General features: G+C 65.5%; 19 protein-coding genes. 7 read left to right on the forward strand and 12 right to left on the reverse strand.

What is annotated here, in order from left to right:
* Nucleotides 1-5 precede the first annotated feature (5 nt).
* From BM075_RS20185 to BM075_RS20205, 5 genes are all read right to left on the reverse strand, one after another.
* Nucleotides 6-887: a F0F1 ATP synthase subunit gamma gene (locus BM075_RS20185; RefSeq protein WP_093362513.1), complete on the reverse strand. Its 882-nt coding sequence runs from the start codon at nucleotides 885-887 to the stop codon at nucleotides 6-8.
* Nucleotides 888-900: 13 nt separating this feature from the next.
* Nucleotides 901-2,439: a F0F1 ATP synthase subunit alpha gene (atpA, locus tag BM075_RS20190; RefSeq protein WP_093362514.1), complete on the reverse strand. Its 1,539-nt coding sequence runs from the start codon at nucleotides 2,437-2,439 to the stop codon at nucleotides 901-903.
* Nucleotides 2,439-3,005 carry a F0F1 ATP synthase subunit delta gene (locus BM075_RS20195; protein WP_093362515.1) on the reverse strand — a complete coding sequence of 189 codons (567 nt, stop codon included), beginning with the start codon at nucleotides 3,003-3,005 and terminating at the stop codon, nucleotides 2,439-2,441. Before BM075_RS20195 ends, atpA begins: the two co-directional genes overlap by 1 nt.
* A gap of 410 nt (nucleotides 3,006-3,415) precedes the next feature.
* Nucleotides 3,416-4,402: a serine hydrolase domain-containing protein gene (locus tag BM075_RS20200; protein ID WP_093362516.1), complete on the reverse strand. Its 987-nt coding sequence runs from the start codon at nucleotides 4,400-4,402 to the stop codon at nucleotides 3,416-3,418.
* Between the two features lie 62 nt (nucleotides 4,403-4,464).
* Nucleotides 4,465-5,220 (reverse strand): methyltransferase domain-containing protein, encoded by a 756-nt coding sequence (locus tag BM075_RS20205; RefSeq protein ID WP_093362517.1) that lies wholly within the window; start codon nucleotides 5,218-5,220, stop codon nucleotides 4,465-4,467.
* Between the two features lie 68 nt (nucleotides 5,221-5,288).
* On the opposite strand from BM075_RS20205, the gene gloB reads away from it, so the two are divergent.
* From gloB to BM075_RS20220, 3 genes are all read left to right on the forward strand, one after another.
* Nucleotides 5,289-6,050: a hydroxyacylglutathione hydrolase gene (gene gloB, locus BM075_RS20210; protein ID WP_093362518.1), complete on the forward strand. Its 762-nt coding sequence runs from the start codon at nucleotides 5,289-5,291 to the stop codon at nucleotides 6,048-6,050.
* Between the two features lie 304 nt (nucleotides 6,051-6,354).
* Nucleotides 6,355-8,691, forward strand: a complete 2,337-nt coding sequence (gene clpA, locus BM075_RS20215) for an ATP-dependent Clp protease ATP-binding subunit ClpA (protein ID WP_093362519.1) — start codon at nucleotides 6,355-6,357, stop codon at nucleotides 8,689-8,691.
* Nucleotides 8,692-8,696: 5 nt separating this feature from the next.
* A complete protein-coding gene (locus tag BM075_RS20220; RefSeq protein ID WP_093362520.1) occupies nucleotides 8,697-9,695 on the forward strand; it encodes a M23 family metallopeptidase in 999 nt (332 codons plus the stop codon).
* 53 nt (nucleotides 9,696-9,748) lie between these two features.
* Here BM075_RS20220 and BM075_RS20225 read toward each other — a convergent pair whose 3' ends face one another.
* The 3 genes from BM075_RS20225 to BM075_RS20235 form a co-directional block, all read right to left on the reverse strand.
* Complete coding sequence (locus BM075_RS20225) at nucleotides 9,749-11,995, reverse strand: peptidoglycan -binding protein (RefSeq protein ID WP_093362521.1); 2,247 nt, start codon at nucleotides 11,993-11,995, stop codon at nucleotides 9,749-9,751.
* Between the two features lie 3 nt (nucleotides 11,996-11,998).
* The gene (locus BM075_RS20230) at nucleotides 11,999-13,243 is read right to left on the reverse strand and encodes a biopolymer transporter ExbB (RefSeq protein WP_093362522.1); all 1,245 of its coding nucleotides are present in this window, start codon (nucleotides 13,241-13,243) and stop codon (nucleotides 11,999-12,001) included.
* Between the two features lie 82 nt (nucleotides 13,244-13,325).
* Nucleotides 13,326-13,892 (reverse strand): gamma-glutamylcyclotransferase, encoded by a 567-nt coding sequence (locus BM075_RS20235; RefSeq protein ID WP_093362523.1) that lies wholly within the window; start codon nucleotides 13,890-13,892, stop codon nucleotides 13,326-13,328.
* 70 nt (nucleotides 13,893-13,962) lie between these two features.
* Between BM075_RS20235 and BM075_RS20240 the strand changes: the two genes are divergently transcribed.
* Nucleotides 13,963-14,970, forward strand: a complete 1,008-nt coding sequence (locus tag BM075_RS20240; protein ID WP_177208426.1) for a DUF2125 domain-containing protein — start codon at nucleotides 13,963-13,965, stop codon at nucleotides 14,968-14,970.
* A gap of 120 nt (nucleotides 14,971-15,090) precedes the next feature.
* On the opposite strand, the gene BM075_RS24875 is transcribed toward BM075_RS20240, so the two are convergent.
* From BM075_RS24875 to hisC, 3 genes are read right to left on the reverse strand one after another with little or no spacing between them, the layout of a single operon-like run.
* Nucleotides 15,091-16,092, reverse strand: coding sequence for an extensin-like domain-containing protein (locus BM075_RS24875; protein WP_245758927.1), 1,002 nt, complete (start codon nucleotides 16,090-16,092; stop codon nucleotides 15,091-15,093).
* A complete protein-coding gene (locus BM075_RS20250; RefSeq protein ID WP_093362525.1) occupies nucleotides 16,089-17,036 on the reverse strand; it encodes a prephenate/arogenate dehydrogenase family protein in 948 nt (315 codons plus the stop codon). The genes BM075_RS24875 and BM075_RS20250 overlap by 4 nt, the downstream gene beginning before the upstream one ends.
* Nucleotides 17,033-18,118 (reverse strand): histidinol-phosphate transaminase, encoded by a 1,086-nt coding sequence (gene hisC, locus BM075_RS20255; RefSeq protein ID WP_093362526.1) that lies wholly within the window; start codon nucleotides 18,116-18,118, stop codon nucleotides 17,033-17,035. Before hisC ends, BM075_RS20250 begins: the two co-directional genes overlap by 4 nt.
* A gap of 167 nt (nucleotides 18,119-18,285) precedes the next feature.
* Between hisC and BM075_RS24235 the strand changes: the two genes are divergently transcribed.
* Nucleotides 18,286-19,185, forward strand: a complete 900-nt coding sequence (locus BM075_RS24235) for a calcium-binding protein (RefSeq protein ID WP_143089916.1) — start codon at nucleotides 18,286-18,288, stop codon at nucleotides 19,183-19,185.
* A 17-nt stretch (nucleotides 19,186-19,202) separates the two neighbouring features.
* On the opposite strand, the gene BM075_RS20270 is transcribed toward BM075_RS24235, so the two are convergent.
* On the reverse strand, nucleotides 19,203-20,624 hold the full coding sequence (locus BM075_RS20270) for a homospermidine synthase (RefSeq protein WP_093362529.1): 1,422 nt from the start codon (nucleotides 20,622-20,624) through the stop codon (nucleotides 19,203-19,205).
* A gap of 130 nt (nucleotides 20,625-20,754) precedes the next feature.
* On the opposite strand from BM075_RS20270, the gene BM075_RS20275 reads away from it, so the two are divergent.
* Nucleotides 20,755-21,996 (forward strand): putative DNA modification/repair radical SAM protein, encoded by a 1,242-nt coding sequence (locus BM075_RS20275; RefSeq protein ID WP_245758931.1) that lies wholly within the window; start codon nucleotides 20,755-20,757, stop codon nucleotides 21,994-21,996.
* On the forward strand, nucleotides 21,996-23,432 hold the full coding sequence (locus tag BM075_RS20280) for a UdgX family uracil-DNA binding protein (RefSeq protein ID WP_093362530.1): 1,437 nt from the start codon (nucleotides 21,996-21,998) through the stop codon (nucleotides 23,430-23,432). Before BM075_RS20275 ends, BM075_RS20280 begins: the two co-directional genes overlap by 1 nt.
* Nucleotides 23,433-23,459: the final 27 nt, after the last annotated feature.

Genomic DNA, 23,459 nt, shown 5'->3' on the forward strand with positions numbered 1-23,459 from the left:
GTTTATCAGAGCGCCTCGGCGCCCGAAATAATTTCGATCAGTTCGTTGGTGATGACGGCCTGACGCGTGCGGTTGAACTCGATGGTCAGCTTCTCGATCATCTCGCCGGCGTTGCGCGTGGCGTTGTCCATCGCACTCATCCGGGCGCCCTCTTCGGACGCAGCATTCTCGAGCAGTGCCGCAAAGATCTGGGTCGCGACCCCGCGCGGCAGCAGATCCGCCAGGACCCCCTCCTCGCTCGGTTCGTACTCATAGGGCGTCTTTGAGGTCTCCTCCGCATCTTCCGCAGGCTCGAACACAGCCGGGATCACCTGCGTCACCGTAGGCTCCTGGCGGATCACCGAAACGAACCGGTTGTAGAAGATCGTGCAGACGTCGAACTCCCCGGCCGCATAACGGGCCAGCAGGTCCTGAGCGATGGCCGACGCATCACTGTAACCGACCTTCTTCACGTCGCTCATGTCGACGTGATCCACGAACAGGTCGCTATACTCGCGCTTGAGCTGCTCGCGACCCTTCTTGCCGACGGTGATGATCTTCACCGTCTTCCCTTCGGCGCGGAGTTCGTCGATCCGCAACCGGGCAGCGCGCACGATGCTCGTGTTGAAGCCACCGCAGAGGCCGCGCTCGGAGGTCATGACCACCAGCATGTGCACCTCGTCCGACCCGGTGCCGGAGAGCAGCCGGGGGGCGGTGTCGCTGTTGCCGACGGCGGCAACGAGCTCGCCCATGACGGAGCGCATCCGCTCCGCATAGGGTCGCGCATTCTCCGCCGCTTCCTGTGCCCGCCGCAGTTTCGCGGCGGCCACCATCTGCATGGCCTTGGTGATCTTGCGCGTCGACTTGACGCTGTCGATCCGGTTCTTGAGGTCCTTGAGGCTGGGCATCTACATTCCTCGCTTACGCGAAGCCCTTGGCGTACTCTTCCACCACAGCCTTGATGCGGTCGGCGGAATCGCCCTTCACCTTCGGGTCCTCGTTCGTGATCCAGTCGAGCAGATCCTCGTGCTTGGAGTGGACGTGACGCAGCAGGCCTTCCTCGAACCGGCCAACGTCGCTGACCGGGATCTTGTCGAGGTAGCCGTTCACACCGGCGAAGATCACAAGAACGATCTCCGCGTTGGTCAGCGGCGAGTACTGCGGCTGCTTCATCAACTCGGTGAGACGCGCCCCACGGTTCAGTAACTGCTGCGTGGCGGCGTCGAGGTCAGACCCGAACTGCGCGAAGGCGGCCATCTCCCGGTACTGCGCGAGTTCCAGCTTCACCGGGCCAGCAACAGATTTCATGGCGTTGGTCTGGGCAGATGAGCCCACACGAGACACCGAGAGGCCGGTGTTCACCGCGGGACGAATGCCCTGATAGAACAGTTCGGTCTCGAGGAAGATCTGGCCGTCGGTGATCGAGATCACGTTGGTCGGGATGAACGCCGAAACGTCGCCGCCTTGCGTTTCGATGATCGGCAGCGCGGTGAGCGAACCACCGCCATTGTCTTCGTTCAGCTTGGCTGAACGCTCCAGCAGGCGGGAGTGCAGGTAGAAGACGTCGCCCGGGTAGGCCTCGCGCCCCGGCGGACGGCGCAGCAGCAGGGACATCTGGCGATAGGAGACGGCCTGTTTGGAGAGGTCGTCATAGATGATCAACGCATGGCGGCCGTTATCGCGGTAGTACTCCGCCATGGCCGTTGCGGCGTAGGGGGCAAGGTACTGCATCGGCGCCGGGTCGGACGCGGTGGCGGCGATGACGGTGGTGTACTCGATGGCGCCGCTTTCCTCGAGCTTCTTGACGAGCTGAGCCACCGTGGAACGCTTCTGGCCGACAGCCACGTAGAAGCAGTAGAGCTTCTTGTTCTCGTCGTCGCCGGCAGCGTCGTTGTACGACTTCTGGTTGAGGATAGTGTCGAGCGCCACGGCGGTCTTGCCGGTCTGGCGGTCACCGATGATGAGCTCCCGCTGACCACGGCCGATCGGGATCATGGCGTCGATCGCTTTCAGACCGGTGGCCATCGGCTCGTGCACGGACTTGCGTGGTATGATGCCCGGCGCCTTGACGTCGGCCACGCGGCGTTCAGCGAAGTCCACGGCGCCCTTGCCGTCGATGGGGTTGCCGAGAGCGTCCACAACGCGGCCGAGCAGGCCGTCACCGACGGGCACGTCCACGATGGAGTTGGTCCGCTTGACGACGTCGCCTTCCTTGATGTCCCGGTCGGAGCCGAAGATCACGACGCCGACGTTGTCGACTTCGAGGTTCAGCGCCATCCCGCGGATGCCGCCGGGGAATTCCACCATCTCGCCGGCCTGGATGTTGTCGAGGCCGAAAACGCGGGCGATCCCGTCACCGACGGAAAGCACGCGACCGACTTCGGCGACTTCGGCCTCCTGGCCGAAGTTCTTGATCTGGTCCTTGAGGATTGCGGAAATTTCCGCCGCTTGCAGTGCCATTAGCCGACCTCTTTCATAGCGTTCTGGAGTGCGGCGAGCTTCGCCCGGACGGACGTGTCGACCATCTTCGAGCCCACCTTTACAATAAGCCCGCCGATGAGGGACTCATCGACGGAAGTGTTCAATTTGATTTCCTTACCGAAGCGCGACTTCAGCATATCCGAAAGTTCGGCGGATTGGTCATCGGAAAGCGCGACGGCAGAAGTAACCTCGGCGGTCACCTCGCCCTTCTGATCGGCGATCATCTCCCGCAGGGCGCGCAACATATAAGGCAGCACGAACAGCCGGCGATTTGAGGCCATGAGCCCGAGGCCATTGCGCATCGTCTGGCTCAGCCCCATGCGGTCGGCCAACGCGGTGATCGCCGCGGCCTGCTCGTCCCGGCTGTAGATCGGATCGTTGATCATCGAGCGCAGGTCGTCGGAGACCTCGAGCGCCTGCGCGAGGGCATCGACGTCGCTCTCGAGCGCGTCCAGGCTGCCCTCGTCCAGGCTCAGGTCGAATAGGGCCTGCGCGTAGCGCGAAGCAATGCTGGAGGAAATCGAAGCCGTCTCTGACACGTCCACCCCTTCGTTTAGTCGTGCGTACCGGCATCGGCTGTCCGGACGCGTCGTGTTCCGGGCGGCAACCGCAGTTCCCCCCTGAGATCGAAAAGCGATGTAACAGACCCGTGTTGGCCTCGCAACTCTATTGGGCGGCGCAGGAACATTGCGCGAAACCCGGATTTCGACCACGTTTCGCGAAGACAGGAGCTATTCGCGGGTTTGAACGTGTCGCGGGCGGCGCAAATTGCGGATTTTGGTGTGCGATTGCATACACTAAATGCGGCAGCGCAGCATTTCGGCTCCAAAGGTAACGTTGCGGCAGATTGTCCGACGGGTGGTCCAAGCGCGGGATGGTGGCGCTAACCTCTCTGATAGATGCAGCCAAACGCGACGGGATCTGCGGGCAAGGCCGGCAAAATCGGGCAGAATCGTCACCCAGCCGAGAGAATCGGCCCGTTCAGCAGACGAATCAGCGTTCCGAAGTAACCGCCGGACCGGGCGGGCTGCGTCGGGTCCGACGTGATCGCGACAGCAAGACCGCGGCCGGGATGCGCCGCGATGATCTGACCGCCATAGCCGCGACCAAGCGCATACCCGCTCGGGGACAGGAACCAGCCGTAGCCGTAGCTCAGCCCGGAATAGGGAGAGCGGGCCCGCGGAGTGGTCGATGCCCGGATCCAGTCTGCCGGGATCACCTCCTCTCCCTGCCAGCGCCCCTCGTCGCGCAACAGCATCGCGATCCTCAACATTGCCGTCGGTCGCAGAGCCATCTCGTTGCCACCGAGGTAGTACCCCTGTGGGTCCCGGGTCCAGGCGGGGATCTCGATCCCCAAGGGCGTCCCGATCCGGGCACGGGCCTGCGCCAACAGGCTTTGACCGGTTGCCTCCGCCAGCGCCGCGCCCAGGACATGCGTGGAGCCGGTGGAATAAAGCATCCGCCCGCCAGGTTCGGCGACCATGGGACGCGACAGCGCGTCGGCGACCCAGTTGGAGGAACTAACCCACGCTCCGTAGTTCGGGCCGGACGTGCGCTCCAGCCCGGCACGGAGGGTGACGAGGTCTTCGAGGGTAATGTCGGCAACGCCTTCGGTTGCGGCAGACGGAATGATACCCGGCGCCACGTCGCCCAGCCGCGCCGACACATCTTCGATTTCTCCGCGGGCGATTGCCGAACCGAGGAGAAGTGCCACGATGCTCTTGGAGCAGGATTTGATGTTCGCAGGGCGATCAAGGCCGGGTCCGCGCGGCGCCTCGGCGAGGATCAGGTCATCGCCTCTTTGAATCTGGATCGAATGAAGTTGCGGCAGCCCCGCAATCGCCTCTCGGATGTCCCCGGCACCCTGGGCCGAGGCGCGGGACAGGTACGGCAAGGCCAGCGAACCGGCGATGGAGGCGGTAAAAGTGCGACGGGTCAGCATGGCCCGATTGTGGACCGTACCGGTGCGGTGTCCACGGGGGCGGCGATCACATTGACGTAAGACTATGCAGGCTTCGGCCCTGACGGCGCATTGACCGCGTCGAGTACCCGCAGCGGATCGCGGACCATATCCTTCACCGGCGTCCCGCCCGGCGTCTGCAACTGCTTGGAGGCTTCCGCGAGGAACACGCCCCCCGCCAGCGACGAGGACAGCGCACGGCCGTAGCGTTCCAGCAACCCGGAAGACCTGAGCCAGAACCGCCGCTCGGAGGGGGGGCCGTACAGCGCGGCGGCGTGGCGCTCCGGCTTGAACGCATGCTTGTGAAGTTGGCTCTCGAGCTGTCCCTGGGAATAGGGGCGCCCGTAGCCGAACGGAGTCGCGTCACGCCGCGCCCACAGGCCGGACCGGTTCGGCACGATCAGCAGCATCCGCCCGCCCGGGCCAAGAACCCGATGACACTCCGTCAGAAGATCCCCGGGGCGCTCGGACGTCTCCAATCCGTGCAGCAGAACCAGCCGGTCGACGCTGCCGGTATCCAGCGGCCAGAGCGTCTCCTCGCACAGGACCGATACATTGGGCATTCCGGAGGGCCAGGGCATGACACCCTGCGGCCCCGGCATCAGCGCAATGATCCGGCGCGCGGAATCGTGGTACGCGCGGAGCAGCGGCACGGCGAAGCCGAAGCCGACCACGGTCTGCCCCCGCACCGACTCGGCCGGCCAGAACGCCAGCACCTGATCGCGGATCGCTCGCTGGGCAACCCGGCCAAGCCGCGTCCGGTAGTAGAAATTTCTCAGGTCCAGCACATCTAGATGCATTGCACCCGGCCTGCTCCCTCTCCATCTTGAGATCGCACCATACCGGGTCGGGGAGAAAAGGAAACGTCATGCCGCTGGAAATCGTCACTATCCCCTGCCGGACAGACAACTACGCCTATCTGCTGCATGACCCGGTCACCGGGGCGACGGCGGTGGTCGACGTGCCGGAGGTCGGCCCCATTCGCAAATCGCTGGCAGACCGGGGGTGGAGCCTGAGCGATATCCTGATCACCCACCACCACACGGATCACGTGGAGGGCGTAAAGGAACTGAAGTCCGAGACTGGCGCGCGGGTCATCGGCGCAGCGGCGGACGCCCATCGCCTTCCGCCGCTGGATGTGAAGGTCGCCGAGGGCGACACCGTAAAGGTCGGCGACGTCGAGGGGCAGGTGCTTGACGTGTCCGGGCACACGATGGGCCACATCGCCTTCGTCTTTCCCGGTGCGGCCTTTACCGCCGACAGCCTGATGGCTCTTGGCTGCGGCCGCATCTTCGAAGGCGACCCCGAAACCATGTGGACGTCGCTCAGCAAGCTTGCCGCCCTGCCGCCCGAGACGATGATCTACTCCGGGCACGAGTACACCGAAGCGAACGGCCGTTTCGCATTGACCGTCGACCCCGACAACCAGGCGCTCAAGGAACGGATGACGGACGTGCGAGAGGCCCGCGCTGAGGGGCGCCCCACGGTGCCGTCCCTGCTGGAGCAGGAAATCGCCACCAACCCCTTCCTGCGCGCTCGAACGGACGAGATGAAGGCGCGCCTCGGGATGGCGGGCGCGTCCGATGCGAAGGTTTTCGGCGAAATCCGCCGCCGCAAGGACGCTTTCTGACGGAGCGCCTGCGAGCATCCCCGGGGGCGACAGCCCGCCGATGTCGGGTCGAATTTCGCAAGCCGTACCCCCCTCCCCCGAGTCGCGCGAAAGGCGCCGGTTCGGCATGGTGGGCTGCTTCGGTGGGTTGGAATGGGCCGGGATCGCCGATCACTTTTTGTGCATTCGCGGCACAGAGCGGCATTGTTGCCGAAAAAAAACTTGAAGCCACAGCCACACCCACCAAACTTTAAGGACAAGGCCAGAGGCTCCCCGCGGAGCTGATCCGCGCCGCCCTACTGGATCTGGATAAGGAGCACGCGACGTGCCGTCATTTTCGAACACACTCGAGCAAGCCATCCACGCGGCGTTAGGTTTCGCCAACGCGCGCCGTCACGAACTTGCCACGCTGGAGCATCTGCTTCTGGCCCTCATCGACGAACCGGACGCTGCAAAGGTGATGCAGGCCTGTGAGGTGGACCTTGAGGAGCTGCGCGGCAAGCTTGTGGAATATATCGAGGACGACCTCTCCACCCTCGTGACGGAGATCGAGGGGTCCGAGGCTGTGCCCACAGCGGCATTTCAGCGTGTGATCCAGCGCGCTGCAATCCATGTGCAGTCCTCAGGGCGGACCGAAGTCACTGGCGCGAACGTGCTCGTTGCGATCTTCGCCGAGCGCGAATCGAACGCAGCCTATTTCCTGCAGGAGCAGGACATGACGCGCTATGATGCAGTGAATTTCATTGCCCACGGCGTCGCCAAGAACCCGAGTTTCGGCGAGAGCCGCCCCGTGACCGGCGCCAGCGAGATGGGCGAGGAGCAGGCGCGGGCGGAGGAGCCGGGCAGCACAGATTCCGAGCAGAAGGAATCCGCTTTGGCCAAGTATTGCGTGAACCTGAACGCCAAGGCCGAAAAGGGCGATGTCGACCCGCTGATCGGCCGCGAACTGGAAGTGGAGCGCTGCATCCAGGTGCTCTGCCGCCGGCGGAAGAACAACCCGCTGTTGGTGGGCGACCCCGGCGTGGGCAAGACCGCCATCGCCGAGGGTCTGGCCCGCAAGATCGTCGCCGGAGAGACGCCGGAGGTTCTCGCGGGCGCCACGATCTTCTCGCTCGACATGGGCGCGCTGCTGGCCGGGACCCGCTACCGCGGCGATTTCGAGGAGCGGCTGAAGGCCGTGGTCTCGGAATTGGAAGACCATCCCGATGCGGTCCTCTTCATCGACGAGATCCACACCGTCATCGGCGCCGGGGCGACCTCGGGCGGGGCGATGGACGCATCCAACCTGCTGAAGCCCGCGCTCCAGGGCGGCAAGCTGCGTTGCATGGGAAGCACGACCTACAAGGAGTTCCGTCAGCACTTCGAGAAGGACCGCGCGCTGTCGCGCCGGTTCCAGAAGATCGACGTGAACGAGCCCTCGGTCGAGGACAGCGTGAAGATCCTCAAGGGCCTCAAGCCCTATTTCGAGGAGCATCACGACATCAAGTACACCGCGGACGCGATCCGGACGGCCGTGGAGCTGTCGGCCCGCTACATCAACGACCGCAAGCTGCCGGATAAGGCTATCGACGTGATCGACGAGGCCGGCGCGGCGCAGCACCTCGTTGCGGAGAGCAAGCGGCGCAAGACCATCGGCGCGAAGGAAATCGAGGCCGTCGTGGCCAAGATCGCCCGCATCCCGCCCAAGAATGTCTCCAAGGACGATGCGGAGGTGCTCAAGGATCTGGAAGCGACTCTCAAGCGCGTGGTCTTTGGCCAGGACAAGGCGATCGAAGCGTTGTCCGCCTCGATCAAGCTCGCGCGCGCGGGCCTTCGGGAGCCCGAGAAGCCCATCGGCAACTATCTCTTCGCCGGTCCCACGGGCGTCGGTAAGACAGAGGTCGCCAAGCAACTCGCCGACACGCTCGGCGTGGAGCTGCTGCGCTTCGACATGTCGGAGTACATGGAGAAACACGCGGTCAGCCGGCTCATCGGTGCGCCTCCGGGCTACGTTGGGTTCGACCAGGGCGGCTTGCTTACGGATGGCGTGGACCAGCATCCGCATTGCGTTCTGCTGCTCGACGAGATCGAAAAAGCGCACCCGGACGTGTTCAACATCCTGCTGCAGGTGATGGACCACGGCACGCTGACGGACCATAACGGCCGGTCGGTGGACTTCCGCAACGTGATCCTGATCATGACCTCCAACGCCGGCGCCACAGAGCAGGCCAAATCTGCCATCGGCTTCGGCCGGGATCGTCGCGAGGGCGAGGACACGGCCGCCATCGAGCGCACCTTCACGCCGGAGTTCCGCAACCGTCTGGACGCCGTGGTGAGCTTCGCGCCGCTTGGCAAGGAGGTGATCCTGCAGGTCGTCGAGAAGTTCGTGCTGCAACTCGAGGCGCAGCTCATGGACCGCAACGTGACCATCGAGCTGACGCGGCCCGCCGCCGAATGGCTGGCCGAGAAGGGCTACGACGACCGCATGGGTGCCCGCCCGCTAGGCCGCGTGATCCAGGAGAACATCAAGAAGCCGCTCGCGGAAGAACTTCTGTTCGGCCGGCTGATGAAGGGCGGCGTGGTTCGCGTCGGTGTGAAGGACGACAAGCTGGAACTGATCGTGGAGGAGCCGGGAAACCGGCGGATCTCCTCGCGCAAGCCACCACTTCTGACGGCGGATTGAACGCAATGCCAGACTTCGGAACGGGGCGCCTGCGGGCGCCCTTTCTGCTGGCGGCGAGCCTGCTTGCGGCGCCCGCTTTGGCGGCCGGGGAGACGAACCTGCGGTTCGGCCTGCCGCTCGTCTGCACGCTGGGCGAGGACTGCTACATCCAGCAATACGTGGACCGCGACCCCGGCCCCGGCCAACTCGACGTAGGCTGCAACGGGCTGGCCAACGATGAGCACAAGGGCACGGACTTCGGGGTGATCAGCCTGTCACAGATGCGCGCCGGCACCCCCGTGGTCGCCGCGGCCCCCGGAACGGTGCGGGGCGTGCGCGACGGGATGCCGGACATCGACACCACGGACCCCGCCGCTCCCGACGTGACCGGGCGGGAATGCGGCAATGGGGTCGCGATCTCGCATGGCGACGATTGGGAGACGCAGTACTGCCACATGCGCGAGGGAAGTGTCGCGGTGCAGCAGGGGCAGACTGTTGAGCGCGGCGAGGTGCTGGGCATGGTAGGCATGAGCGGTCAAGCCACATTTCCGCATGTCCATTTCTCTGTGCGGCAGGGCAATCGCGTGATCGACCCGTTCAACCCGGACATGTCGGAGAACTGTGGGCTTGCGGGCGACGGCATGTGGTTGACCGTCCCGCCCTATCGGCCCGGCGGTCTTCTGGCCGCAGGCGTGATCGACCGCGTGCCAGACTATGCAGAGATCAAGGATGGTCTGCCGGTCAATGGCCTGCCGGATGCTGACCCGGACGCCGTGGTGATCTGGGCCTATGCCTTTGCCGGGCAAGCCGGGGACGACCTGAGAATTCGTGTTCTGGACAACGCCGGAACCGTCCTTAGCCGCCAGAGTATGACCTTGCCGAAGGCGCAACCGTTCTTCTTCCGGGCGTGGGGCAGGAAGGCCCCGCCGGGCGGCTTTCCAGCGGGGAGCTATCGGGCGGTCGTCGTCCTTCGTCGCGGCGAGACGGTTCTCGACCGGCGCGTTGTCCGCTTCGATCTGCCATAGCGCCGGGCCGATGATGTGGAAGACGAATTTTCGGACGAAAATTTGCGGCGGCGCTATCGCTCGGTCAACTTCAGCTCGATGCGTCGGTTTTGCGCACGGGCTTCCGGCGTGTCGGCCGGATTGATGGGCTGGAACTCTCCGAAGCCGTTGGCGGCAAGACGCTGGGGCGGGAAACCCAGATCCTCGGTCATGTAGCGCACGACCGACAACGCGCGGGCCTGGCTCAGTTCCCAGTTGTCGCGGTAGGCACCCCCGAGGACCGGCTGATCGTCGGTATGCCCGTCGACGCGGATCACCCAATCAATGCCGTCCGGAATATCGTCGGCCACCTCGGCGAGGATACTGGCCACGCGCGCGATTTGCTCGCGCCCTTCGGCACTGATGGCCGCCGAGCCCGTCGGGAACAGCACTTCCGACGAAAAGACGAAACGGTCACCTTCGATCCGGACGCCCTCGCGACCGCCAAGGATTCGCCGCAGCTGCCCGAAGAACTCGGAGCGATAGTTCGCGAGGTCCTTCTTCTCCTCCTCCAACCGCAGCTTCTCTTCCTCCAGCCGCTTGCGTTCGGTCTCCTCCAGGCGGGCGCGGGCGTCCTTTTCGATGGCAAGCTGGGCCATGGCGCGGTTGAGGCGGGCACCGAAGTCCTGCACCTCCGCTTGCGAGGCTTCGTCGCGGGCCTCGGCGGCATCAAGCAGCTTGTTGATCTCGGCCAGGTCGTTACGAAGCGCCGCGACCTGCTGGTTAAGCAGCGTCACCTTGCGCTGCGCCTCTTCCGATTGTGCCTCTTCCTGCGAAAGTTGCGTTCGGGCTGCGGCCAGAAGGGTCGCGCGGCGTTCGGCCAGGCTCTGGGTCTCCTGCGTCTGTTGCTCGGCGGCGAGCTTTGCGGCCAGCGCGGCGGCGAGCTGGTTGCGAATGTCCTGGGCATCGCCCGTCGCGCTTCGAAGGCTCTCGTTCTCGTTCGTGAGGCGCGCCACTTCGCTCCTGAGGTCGGCCAGATCGCCTGACAGCGTTTCGATCGTTTGCTTGGCCTCCGCGAGGGCGGCCGCGCTATCCTGCCCCGATGAGCGCGCAGTGTCCCGTTCGGTGGTCAGGCGCGTCACATCCTCCTCAGCGGCTGCCAGCGCCTGGGTCCGGGCGGCCAATTCGGCTTCAGCCTCAGCCAGGGCCGCGGTATCCTGTTCGGCGGTGGAAAGGCGCGCATTGAGCGCCTCGCTTCGGGAGCGCAGGTTGGCATTTTCAGTGACCAGCTCGCCAATCCGCGCCTCAGCCTCGTTGAGCGCCTGAGCCGTTGTGGTCGCCCCACCGCGCGCCTCTTCCAGCGCGGCCGTCAGGCGGGCGCGCTCGGCCTCAGCCGCCGCGAGCGCATCGCGCATCCTTTGGGTCTCGGCTTGCGCCTCGGCCAGCGCGGCCGCGGTTGCCGCACCCTCCTCGCTCTGCGACGCGAGTTGCTCCTGAAGGTTCGAACGGGCGAGAAGCGCGGCGGCGAGGCGCTCGTCGAGTTCTTTCTCGGCCGATTCCGCCGCGGCGAGCAGGGTCAGGGTTTCCTCCGCCCGACGCCGCTGATCTTCCAGCGCCAGTGTCATGGCGGTCAGTTCGTCTTCCGCGCCGCGCAGTTTGTCCCGCAACGCTTTCGCGGCGGCGGCTTCGGCGAGGCGGTCGGCTTCCTTGCTGTCGAGTTCCTCTTCCAGAGTTCCCTTTTGCCCCTCGAGGTCGGCGACAAGGGCCTCCAGCGCCTCGCGCTTAGCCGCGGCGAGCCGGGCCTCCTCCGTCTGGGCGTCGATCTCGCTCCGGGCCGAGGCAAGCGCGGTCTGGAGCGAGTCGCGTGCGTCCGTGACCTGGTCGAGCTCGCTGGCCAATTGCTCGCCTTCCGCACGAGCCGTATCCCGCTCGGTCAGGAGCTCGGCCACCTGCGCCTCGAAATCCGTGATGCGCGTGGTCGCTTCCGTGAGTTCCTGCTTTTGCTGATCGACCTGCGAGGTGAGCGAGGCGATGAGCGCGGTCTGCTCGTCCGCCTTCTGCTGAGCCGTGGCGAGGGACTCGCCAAGCGAGCCGACTTCACGCGTGAGATCCTCGTTGCGGTTGCGTTCGAAGCCGAGCGCGTCGGCGAGTTGCGCCACTTCCGCGCCGAGCGTGTCCAGCTCGCTCTCCTGCCCGGTGATCGTTTCCCGCAGCATGAACTGCACGATCATGAAGATCGACAGGACGAACATCAGCACCAGCAGCAGCGCCGTCATCGCGTCCACGAAGCCCGGCCAGATGGAGGCGTTGAAGCGGTCGGATCTGCGGCGGGAGAGAGCCATGCGTTACTCCGACGGCTCCCGGGCATAGCCGCTGTCATGTCCCGGCTGGCGGGGCAGCGCGTTGCGGAGCTTGCGGACCTCGCGCACGAGGGTGGAGATGTCGGTGCGCACGTCGGCCACGGTTTCCTGCCGGCCGGCGGCGATCTCCTCGAGGATGCGAAGGAGCTGGACGTCGATGGAGCGCAGGCGCATCCGGCTTTCCGCGTCCACGCCCGGGTCGGCCAGGTCGCCCTCCTGGCTGCGTCCGGATGGCGTGCGGTGCAGCATCTGCCGCTGGGTCTCGACCATCCGCTCCTGCCCCTCCGCAATGCGTTCGAGCAGGTCGGTGCTGCGGTCCCCGTGTTGCATGGTGCGGGTCAGCGAGGTCACCGCGGCGGCAACCTGGGTCAGCTTGTCGTCCACCAGGGTGCGGCTTGCGTCGGCCTCGGTAAAGAGCGTGCGCATCGCTTCCATTTGCTCGGCCATGTGGTCGAGCACCGCGATCAGCGCTCCGGCCTCGCCCGATACCTCGCCCTCTGCGCCGGCAAACCCGAGCCGGGTGATGGAGCTGAGCCATTCTTCCAACTCGCGGTAGAAGCGGTTCTGTCCACGGGAGGCGAAGAGCTCCAGCAGCCCCACCACCAGCGAACCGGCGAGGCCCAGAAGCGAGGAGCCGAAGGCGGTGCCCATGCCGCCAAGCTGCGCCTCCAGCCCGTTCATCAGCTTGGAAAATACCTCCACGCCAGTCTCCCCCTCCTGCGGGGCGAGCGAGCGGATGGTCTCGACAACGGCCGGCACCGTGGTCGCGAGGCCGTAGAAGGTGCCGAGCAGTCCGAGGAAGATGAGCAGGTTGATGAGGTAGCGGGTCATGTCCCGCCCCTCTTCGATCCGTGTGGCGACGGAATCGAGGATCGAGGTGGCGGAGGTCGAAGAGATCTGCCGGTTCACTCCGCGCGAGCGCAGCAGCGCGGCGAGGGGCGCCAGAAGGCGGGGAGCCGGGGTTTTTGCCGCGGATTGATGGTCCCGCGCGAAGGCCTCGATCCAGCGGACGGAGGAGGAGAGTTGCGCCACCTGGATGAAGCAGGCCAGGATACCCACGATGAAGACCAGCGCGATCGTCCCATTGAGCCACGGGTTGGACCAGAAAACCGGTTGAACCGAGGGAAAGATGATCCAGCCGCCGACGGCGACGAGGCCGCAGACCACCAGCATCTGGACGATCTGTCGAACCGGTTGGGAAAACTGCGTGCGAGCCGGGGTGTCGCTCATGGGGTCTGGAGGTCCGCCTGTGGTGTCATCTTGCGTCGCACGATAAGTGTGCAGCCGCAGAATGCCAATGACCGGTGCACGTTCAGCCCCTATCCGATGCGGCAAGGGCACGCACGCGCGCGGCGAGCCAATCGAGATCCGGATCGGAAAGGCCGAGGTTGGTCAGGTGCTCGGCGGTGTTGAACAGGTAGTCGCAGTTCGGCCCCCGCCCCCCGCAGGCCCGCGCGATGATCTGCGCCTGGTCCTCGAGCGTGAGTCCGCCTCGATATTGGGCGTGGTCACGCTCGATCACATAGGTCAGCGCCTCGACCGTGCGCCCGTCACGCAATCGCAGGGAAACGAGTTCCTCCCGATAGGCATAGGATACCAGCTCCCGTTCGCGGAGGGCGTCGAGGGTGTCGGCCTCTGCGCCCGGCATGACCCGAAATGCCAGCCCGTCGCAGATGGCACCATCAGACGCGTCCAGCGCAAGAACTAGGCCTGGGCTGTCAGGCGTGCCGCGATAGTGGATGGAGGTCATGCAGAAAGCGCGGTGATAGCCATCGAGCCGCGCCACCGCCTGCTCCTCCACCGGAAAGCCGGGGTGCCATATGAGGCTTCCGTAGCCGAAGACCCAGAGGGGTTGGGAAAGGTCGATTTCCTGAAGCATGACTGGTCCCTTGCGCGTTCCGGGGTGTAAACCGGAAACAGCGGGAAACGAAAGGGGCGGCGGCGACGCAATGAGACCGATTTGGCTGGTTTGGCTCGTGCTGGCAGCGGCGCTGGCGTGGAGTGCATATTGGGGGTGGAACGTATGGCAAGCCAAGGCCGACATCGTGGCGTGGCTGGAAGACCGGCGCACGGCGGGCTGGCAGGCGGAATGGAGTGACATCTCGGTCGCGGGCTATCCCAACCGCGTCGACGTGACGATCTCCGATCTGGTGCTGGCCAATACGGATGCCGGCTGGGTCTGGAGTGCGCCGTTCCTGCAAATCCTTCGGCTCAGCTACGACCGGGACAAGGTGATCCTAGTCTGGCCCGATACCATGACGGTTGGAACGGTGGACGAGCAGGTGGAAATCACGAGCGACAACCTGCAGGCCAGCATCGCCTTCCTCCCGGGGCAGGCGCGGGAAGTTGAAGAAGCGGTTCTGGTGGGCAACGGACTTACACTGCGCTCAGATGCCGACTGGAGGTCAGCGATCGGTCAGGTGCGATTGGCGATGCGCCCGGACCCGCAAGACCCGGCGCGGCGCGAAATCGGCGTGGAGATCACAGAACTGACGCCGAGTGCGGCTTGGGTGGTGCGTATGGCGGAGGCCGGGCTGGTGCCGCCCACGGTGGACCGGCTGGCAGCGGACCTGGCGGTGCGTTTCGACCGGCCTTGGGACCGGACCGCGCTGGAAGAGGCGCGACCGCAACCGCGGGAGGTGGAGATCGACGACCTCTCGGCACGCTGGGGCCGGTTGCAACTGCGGGTGGCCGGCGAGTTGACGGTCGGCCGCGATCGCCGGCCCGAGGGAGAGGTTGTGGTCAAGGCGACCAATTGGGAGGAGATCCTGGAGGCCGCGCGGCAGGGCGATGCGCTGCCGGAGGCAGTGGCCGGCACTCTTGACCGGACGTTCCGCCTCCTGTCACGGCTGGCAGGCAGCCCGAAGACACTCGACATTCCGCTGAGCTTCGACGATGGGCGGATGCGGGCCGGCCCCGTACCGCTGGGGCCGGCGCCGAAGATTCGCATTCCCTGACAGGGCGCAGACGAACGGGTGGACGGGGGGCTGTCTGCCCCCCGCGCGTCCCGTCCCGGGACGCTCCCCCCGAGGATATCTTCAGACACAAGAAGGCGGGCGGGCGCGATCCTGAGCGACCTATCGGCAGTAGGTGCCGCTACGGTAGCGGGCGGTGTCGAAGTGAAAATGGTCCAGGTGGTACTTGTTCGCCTTCGGCCCGAGGACGGTGCCGAACGGGCCGCAGGCAGCGCGGTGGATCGACTTCATCACTTTGGACCAGCTGCTGTTCCAGTCGTTCAGAACGGTGACGGCGGTGCCGTCTTTCAGGACGAACCCGGAAATGTCCACCGCGTGCCCGCGGGCATGTTCGGACAACTTGCCGCCGGGAATGTTGTTGCGGGAGCGGCAGGCGTAGGAGGCGGCGATGGTGATTTCGCTCGCGCCGCCACCGCGCTTGCCGACCGTCGGTTTGAGCGCCGTGTCGACCCATTTGTTCAGCGCCTTGGCGGTGGTGCAATCGATGGTCACGGGCGTGCTCAAGCCCACGCCAGACACCTCGGTAAGGCGGACGGGCGCTTCGATGCCGCAACCGCTGGAGGGGCGGCCGATTGTGGGGACAGCGACGCCCTTGATGGCATTGACGCCGCAAACGGAACCGGCGGCGGAATAGCTCTCGCGGCGGCGGAAGAGCTTGCCGAAGCCGGCAGGGCGGACCTTGGGGTGCGGTGTGGCCGGCGTCAGCGGTACGACCATCGCCGCCTTGGATACGGTGTAGCCAGCCAGCGGATGGGGGGGGCGCGGCGTCGGGCGGAACTCCGCCCCGAAATGGATGCGCGTCGTCTGCCGGCCAACCTGAACGAGACCGTCAGCCGAAACCGGGACGTCGGAGAAGATGCCATTGCGCGGGCGGGGACGGGTCGCAGTGTCAAGATCGGTGTCGTCGGCGACCGCCGACGGGGCGTCGGAACGGGCTGGCGGAACGGGGACCGCCTCAGACGGCTTCATGGGCGCGCTTGCGGGAGTGACGGCGGGCATCTCGGCTCGCGCTTGTGGGCGGGGACTGCTGGCGGGCGCATCGGTTGCGGACACCGCTCCTGCCGAGATGAGTCCCACCAGAACCGCGCCGATCGATAGCCTCATGAGTCCGCCTGTGTTTGCCCTTCGCCTGCCGTTCCGTGGCTCCGACCGAAATCCGGGGCCGCCGTGTCCTGACCGGCCTCGATGATACTACGGCGGATCGCGCGGGTTCGAGTAAAATAATCGAAGAGCAGGTCGCCGTCGCCTTTGCGGATGGCGCGCTGCAGGCGCATCAGTTCCTCGATGAAGCGGCCGAGGATCTCCATCGTCGCCTCGCGGTTGTTCAGGAACACGTCCCGCCACATGGTCGGGTCGGAGGCGGCGATGCGGGTGAAGTCCCGGAAACCGGCGGCGGAGTACTTGATGACCTCGCTGTCGGTGACGCGGCGCAGATCGTCAGCCACACCGACCATCGTGTAGGCGATCAGGTGCGGGGCGTGGGAGGTGACCATGAGCACCAGGTCGTGGTGCTCCGGGTCCATCAGCTCCACGTGCGCCCCCATGTAGGTCCAGAATTGTTCCAATTTTGCAAAGGCTTCCGGGTCCGGTGCGCCATCTGGAACGATCAGGGTATAGCGGTTCTCGAAAAGCTCCGCGAAACCGGACCGCGGCCCGGAATGCTCCGTCCCGGCAAGCGGGTGGGCGGGGATGAAATGCACCCCCTCGGGCAGATGCGGCATGACTCCTTCAATCACCGCGCGCTTGACCGATCCCACGTCGGACACCGTGCAGCCCGGCTTCAGATGCGGGCCGATCTCCGCGGCGACCTCGCTCATCGCACCAACCGGAACGCAGAGCACCACGAGGTCCGCGTCCCTCACTGCCTCCGCTGCCGTTTCGGCGACGAAATCGCAGAGATTGTCGTCCCGCGCGATTGCGCGAGTTTCCGCCGAACGGGCGAAGCCGGCGACCTCCCGTTGGAGCCCGGCACGGCGGGAGGCGTGAATCATCGACGAGGCGATGAGGCCGAGGCCGATGTAGGCGACTCGGTTGTAGATCACGCTCATGACAGACACTCGCGGAAGCTGCGAACGCCCTCGACCACTCGGCGGCAGCCTGCGTCGTCGCCCACGGTGATGCGCAAGCAGTGCGGCAGGCCGTAGCCCGCCACGCGCCGGACGATCACGCCGCGGGATTTCAGGTGTGCGTCCACGGCCTCCGCCTCCGCCGCGCTGGCGAAACGGGCCAGGATGAAGTTGGCGAGGCTGGTGTCCGACGGCACCCCGAGCGCGGCCAGTTCTTCTGCCAGCCAGACGCGCAGGCGGGCGTTCTCGGCCTTGCACCGGACGGCCCAGCTTCGGTCCCGGATGGCGGCGATGGCAGCGGCCATTTGCAACTCCGACAGGTTGAACGGCATCCGGATGCGGTTCATCACGTCGATGATCGGCTTCGGGGCGTACCCCCAGCCGACGCGCAGACCGCCGAGGCCGTAGAGCTTGGAGAAGGTGCGGGTCATCACCACGTTTTCCCGCGCCTCCACCAGCGCCGCGCCGCCGTCGTATCCGTCCACGAATTCCGCATAGGCGCCGTCGAGTACGAGGATCGCCTGCTCCGGCAGACCGTCGGCCAGCCGCGCCAGTTCGTTGCCGCCGATCATTGTGCCGGTGGGGTTGTTGGGGTTGGCGATGAAGACCAGCCGGGTGCGCTCCGTGCAGGCGGCGAGCAGCGCGTCCACGTCCGTCACGCGTTCCCGCTCAGGCGCCTCTACGGGCGTCGCGCCGGCGGCGAGCGCCGAAATGCGGTACATGGCGAACCCGTGTTCGGTGTGCAGCACTTCGTCGCCTGGGCCGGCGTAGGCCTGGCAGAGGAACTGGATGATCTCGTCGGAGCCGACACCACAGATGATGCGGTCCGGGTCCAGCCCGTGCACCTCGGCGATGGCCTCTCTAAGGGGGAGGTGGTCCGTGTTGGGGTACCGGTGGATTTGGCCGATGGCGTCCGCAATGGCCTGCTTTGCGTCCGGACTGGGACCATAGGGGTTCTCGTTGGACGAAAGCTTGAGGACGTCGTTGACGCCCTCCACATGGGACTGCCCGCCCTCGTAGAGCGCGATTTCCATGATGCCGGGCTGGGGTGTGATCTGCGCCATGCCTGTCTCCTTCGGAACTGTCTCATAGCGACAGGTGATCGCAGATGCCAGATGCTCACGTAACGTAAGGGTAGACATATGCGGCGCGTGGAAATGCAACGGTGAATTAGGTGGGTGTGAGTAATGGCCGAAGCGGGGATCGGCCAATTGAGAACAGGAGACAAACCATGGCGCTATTTGCTGCTACCCAATCGTTCGATATCACTGCGATAGACTTCAACCTCAATCTCCGGACAAAAACGTTAAGTTACTTCGTGAACGATTTGGACGACAACGAGCCGAAATACCGCGACGGGTTCGCGATCATCGCGGAGCGTGGCGGACAAGAATTTGGGTCGCTCATTTTGGGTCCGTCGATTTCGGCAACGGACGAGAAGGTCTATGGGGGCGAATCCAGCGGATTTGTCGAAGTGTCTTTTTCGGAGTCAACCGGGTACTCCAAAACGATCTGGGGAATGTTGAATTTCTCGATGCCGGCCGGGGAGATCTACGATGCCATTTCGACCCGTTCCAATGGAGACGATATGCGGGTTATGCGCAGCGCACTCTCCGACAATGATCGGATCGTCCTGAGTAAAGAAGACGACACGATCTTCGCCTTCGGTGGCGACGACCGGATTCGAGCGCGTGCCGGAGACGACCTCGTGAAGGGCAATCTGGGCGACGACACGATCATGGGTGGCGCCGGGTCCGACCGTCTGGGAGGGGGCCAGGGGAATGACACCTTACTGGGGAATCTCGGCCAGGACTTTCTGCGCGGAAATGACGGGCGCGATGTGTTGGACGGTGGCGTTGGCCGCGATGTGCTGGTCGGCGGTGCCGGTCCGGACCGCTTCGTCTTTGGGAAGGGCTACGACCGGGACGTGGTGAACGATTTTACCGACGACCAGGATACGCTCGTGCTGGACAGTGCCCTGTGGGACGGCGACCTGAGCCGCCGCCAGATCGTGCACCAGTTCGCCGAGGAGAGACACTGCGGCACCTTGCTCGACTTCGGCGCTGAGGAGATTCTGTTGCGCGGTGTCGACGACGCTCACGACCTGAACAACGACATCCAGATCGCGTGACGCGGCAGGCCGCGCCCCTACCCTGCCAGCACGTTCCGGAACGCCCAGGGCTCCTCCTCGATCAGGTCTTCGGGGAACTGGCTTTGGCGATCCGTGAGTGGGGTCCAGTCAGTGTAATGGGCCTCTACCGGACCGAGGTAGGGGCGCTGAACCTCCAGGCAGCGTGCGTGGTCCATCTCGTCGGTTTCCACGATCCCTGCACCGGGGTTCTCCAAGGCCCAGACCATGCCGGCGAGGACAGCCGAAGACACTTGCAGCGCCGTGGCGTTCTGGTCCGGCGCGAGGTCCTTGGTCTCGTCGTTTGAGAGGCGGGAGCCGAACCACAGGGCGTTCTTTTCGTGGCCGTAAAGGAGCACGCCGAGTTCGTCGATGCCCGACGTGATCTCGTCCACCTCTAGGATGTGGTGTTCTTCCTGGATCTGCCCGGAGCCGAACATCTCGTGCAGGCTCAGCACGGCATCGTCGCAGGGGTGGTAGGCATAGTGGCAGGTCGGGCGGAACTCCGGCGCGGCGGGATCGCCGACGGTGTAGTAGTCCGCGATGGAGATGGCCTCGTTGTGGGTCACGAGAAATCCGAACTGTGGCCCCGGCGTGGGGCACCACGTGTTGACGCGGGTGTTGGCGCCGGGTTGTTCCAGCCAGATCGCGGCGCGGCAGCCCACCTCCTGCCGGTGGCCGTTCTCAGGGAACCACGGCTCGAACGTGCCCCAACCAAGCTCGGCAGGCTGGAAACCCTCGGCAATGAACCCCTCGACGGACCACGTGTTGACGAAGACGCCGAGCGGCCGCGGCTCAAGTCGCACCTGCGTGTCGCGTTCGGCGATGTGAACGCCCTTCACCCCCAGGTCGCGCATCAGGGCCGCCCAACCGGCGCGGGCCGCTGGCAGAGTTGTGTCTCGCCCGAGATCGCTGGCGAGCGTCAACAGCGCCTCCTTCACGAACCAGCTCACCATGCCCGGGTTGGCGCCGCAGCAGCTCACCGCCGTGCTACCCCCCGGATTGGCCGCCTTTTCGTCCCGCACCGCCTGCCGCAGGGCAAAGTTGGTGCGGGCCGCGTTGTCCTCCGTGCCGAAGTAGTAACCCGCCCAGGGCTCCACCACGGTGTCGATATAGGGCACGCCCAGTTCACGGCAGAACTTCATCAGATCCAGCGAGGAGGTATCGACGCTCAGGTTCACGACGAAGCCGGCGCCCGGTTCCACAGCATCCCCGAGGACCGTGCGGTAGTTCTCCGGTGTCAGCGCCTTCTGGACGTGGCGGACACCTTCGCGCTTCAGCATGTCCGCCTTGCCCGCGTCCGGCTCGATCACGGTCAACTTGTCGGCGTCGATCTCGAAATGGCGGCGGATCAGCGGCAGCGTCCCCCGACCGATCGAGCCGAACCCGATGAGAACCACGGGGCCGTCGATACGAGCGTAAACGGGATGGGACTGGGACATGCATGCTCCTTTCGCTTTCCGGCCCACACCTTAGCGCCTGTGGGCGGGAGGTCCATGCACCGGCGGGACGGCGCCGGCAAGACGGTTTCGTGATCGCGGCGGACTTGCCTCGGCCGAGAAGGAACATATGATGAACATCATGCCAAAGAGCCTTCAAGACAAACTCGCGATTCTCGCAGACGCCGCACGGTACGATGCCTCTTGCGCCTCCTCCGGAACGGCGCGGCGGGACTCGCGTGACGGCAAGGGCCTCGGGTCCACGCAGGGCTCCGGGATCTGTCACGCCTATGCCCCGGATGGGCGATGCATCTCGCTGCTCAAGATCCTCATGACGAACTTCTGCATTTACGACTGCGTCTATTGCGTGAACCGAGTGTCGTCGAATGTCGAGCGGGCGCGGTTCAGCCCGGAGGAGGTGGTGACGCTCACCACGGAGTTCTACCGGCGGAACTACATCGAGGGGCTTTTCCTGTCCTCCGGCATCATCCGCTCGCCCGATCAGACAATGGCGGACATGGTGCAGATCGCGCGCACGCTCAGGGAGCGGGAGAACTTTCGCGGCTACATCCACCTCAAGACCATTCCCGATGCCGCGCCGGAACTGATCGAGGAAGCGGGGCTCTATGCCGACCGGCTGTCGGTCAACGTGGAGCTTCCCACCGACGCCTCCGTCGCGGCCTACGCTCCGGAAAAGAACCCTTCGACAATCCGTGCCGCGATGGCGGACGTAAAGGAACGGCATACCGCGGCGCGGGACCGCAGCCACCGCGGCCGCAGACCCCGTCGTTTTGCGCCTGCCGGGCAGTCCACGCAGATGATCGTGGGGGCGGACGGCTCCACCGACGCGACGATCCTGGGGCAGTCCAGCCGCCTTTATGGCGACTACCGGCTGAAACGGGTCTATTATTCAGCCTTCTCCCCTATCCCAGACAGTTCCGCGCGGCTGCCATTGGTGAAGCCGCCGCTCGTTCGGGAGCACCGTCTCTATCAGGCGGATTGGCTGTTGCGCTTCTATGGCTTCTCCGTGGACGAAATCACCTCCACCCGCCCGGACGGCAACCTCGACCTCGCGATCGATCCCAAGCTGGCCTGGGCGCTCGCGCACCGCGGTCTCTTTCCGGTCGATGTGCAAATTGCAGACAAGGCGCTCCTGCTCCGCGTCCCCGGCTTCGGCACGCGGACGGTGGAACGCATCTTGTCCACCCGGCGGCATCGCACGCTCCGCTACGGCGACCTTCAGCGGATGGGCGCCCTGCTGAAAAAGGCAAAACCCTTCATCACCCTGCGGGACTGGACCCCAGGAGCTCTGACCGACAGCGCGGACCTCCGGGCGCGGTTCGCGCCGCCGCCCGAGCAGCTTTCGCTCTTTTGATGCGGACCGTCCCGCTCCCGCGTATTGGTACATGGGAGGCCTGGCGCGACGCCGCCCGGGCGCTGATGGCGGAGGGCGTTTCGCCAGAGGCCGTGCTCTGGGATTGGGACGGCACGGATCAGGCGAACCTCTTCGGCACCGATACGCCTTCGCTTAACCCTGAAGCGGCCGCCTCGCCCATCACCGTCCCGAAGTCCTACCTCGCGCTCGCGCGCACGGTGGTTTGGCATAGCGATCCGGAGCGCTTTGCTCGTCTCTACGCGTTTCTCTGGCGACTGCGGGATCGGCCCGGGCTGATGGCCGACCGCGGGGATGTGGACATCGCCCGTTTGCGGGACATGGAAAAGGGCGTGCGCCGATGTGCGCACAAGATGAAAGCCTTCGTCCGCTTCCGCGACGTGGGCCAAGAGGGCCCCCGCCGCCGCTTCGCCGCCTGGTTCGAGCCGACCCATCACACCGTGGAGCCCACGGCTCCCTTCTTCACCGGCCGCTTTGGCGACATGGACTGGATGATCGTGACGCCGGACGTCACCGCTCGGTTCGAGGCGGGCCATCTTTCCCTCGCCCCCGGACAGACGAAACCCGATTTGGAGGAGGATGACGCCGAGGCGTTGTGGGGGACCTATTTCCGCAACATCTTCAACCCCGCACGGCTGAAGGTGCAGGCGATGACGTCCGAGATGCCGCGCAAGTATTGGAAAAACCTGCCGGAGGCACGGTTCATTCCAGAACTGATCGCCACCGCCGATGCCCGCGCCCGGGAGATGGCGGCCCGCGCCCCCACCCTGCCGCCGGTACGGGCGGAAAAGATTCAGACGCGGCTTGCGGCCGCCTGTATTTCCGCCCCGATGCCCGAATCTCTCGGCGAGCTGTGCGGGCAGATGGCGGCCTGTACCCGCTGCCCGCTCCATGCGCCAGCGACCCAGGTGGTCCCCGGCGAAGGCCCCCTCGATGCCGGGTTGATGGTGGTGGGGGAGCAACCGGGCGACCAGGAGGACCTCCATGGCCGTCCCTTCGTCGGACCGGCGGGGCAACTCTTCGACCGCACCGCAGCAGAGGCCGGGCTGGATCGAAGTGCTGCCTACGTCACGAACGCCGTGAAGCACTTCAAATTCCGCCGCACCGGAAAGCGGCGGTTGCACCAGGCGCCGAACCGGGACGAGATCGACCACTGCAAGTGGTGGCTTGACCTGGAGGTGCGGCTGGTGAAGCCGAAGCTCATCCTCGCCATGGGCGCCACCGCGTTGCAAAGTCTGACCGGCCGCCGGGAAGGACTCCTGAAACGGCGGGGACGGGTGGAGCACTCGCACCACGGCCCCGTCTTCGTCACCGTCCATCCGTCCTACCTGCTCCGCCTGCCGGATGAGGTGCGCAGGGCGGAGGAAATCGACCGCTTCCGCGAAGATCTGAGGCAGGCGGCACGGCTGACCGCCTGACTCGCATTTCCGAAGCGGCGCGGGAGA

It is taken from the genome of Tropicimonas isoalkanivorans (assembly GCF_900112335.1).
In the GTDB taxonomy this organism is placed as follows: Bacteria; Pseudomonadota; Alphaproteobacteria; order Rhodobacterales; family Rhodobacteraceae; genus Tropicimonas; species Tropicimonas isoalkanivorans.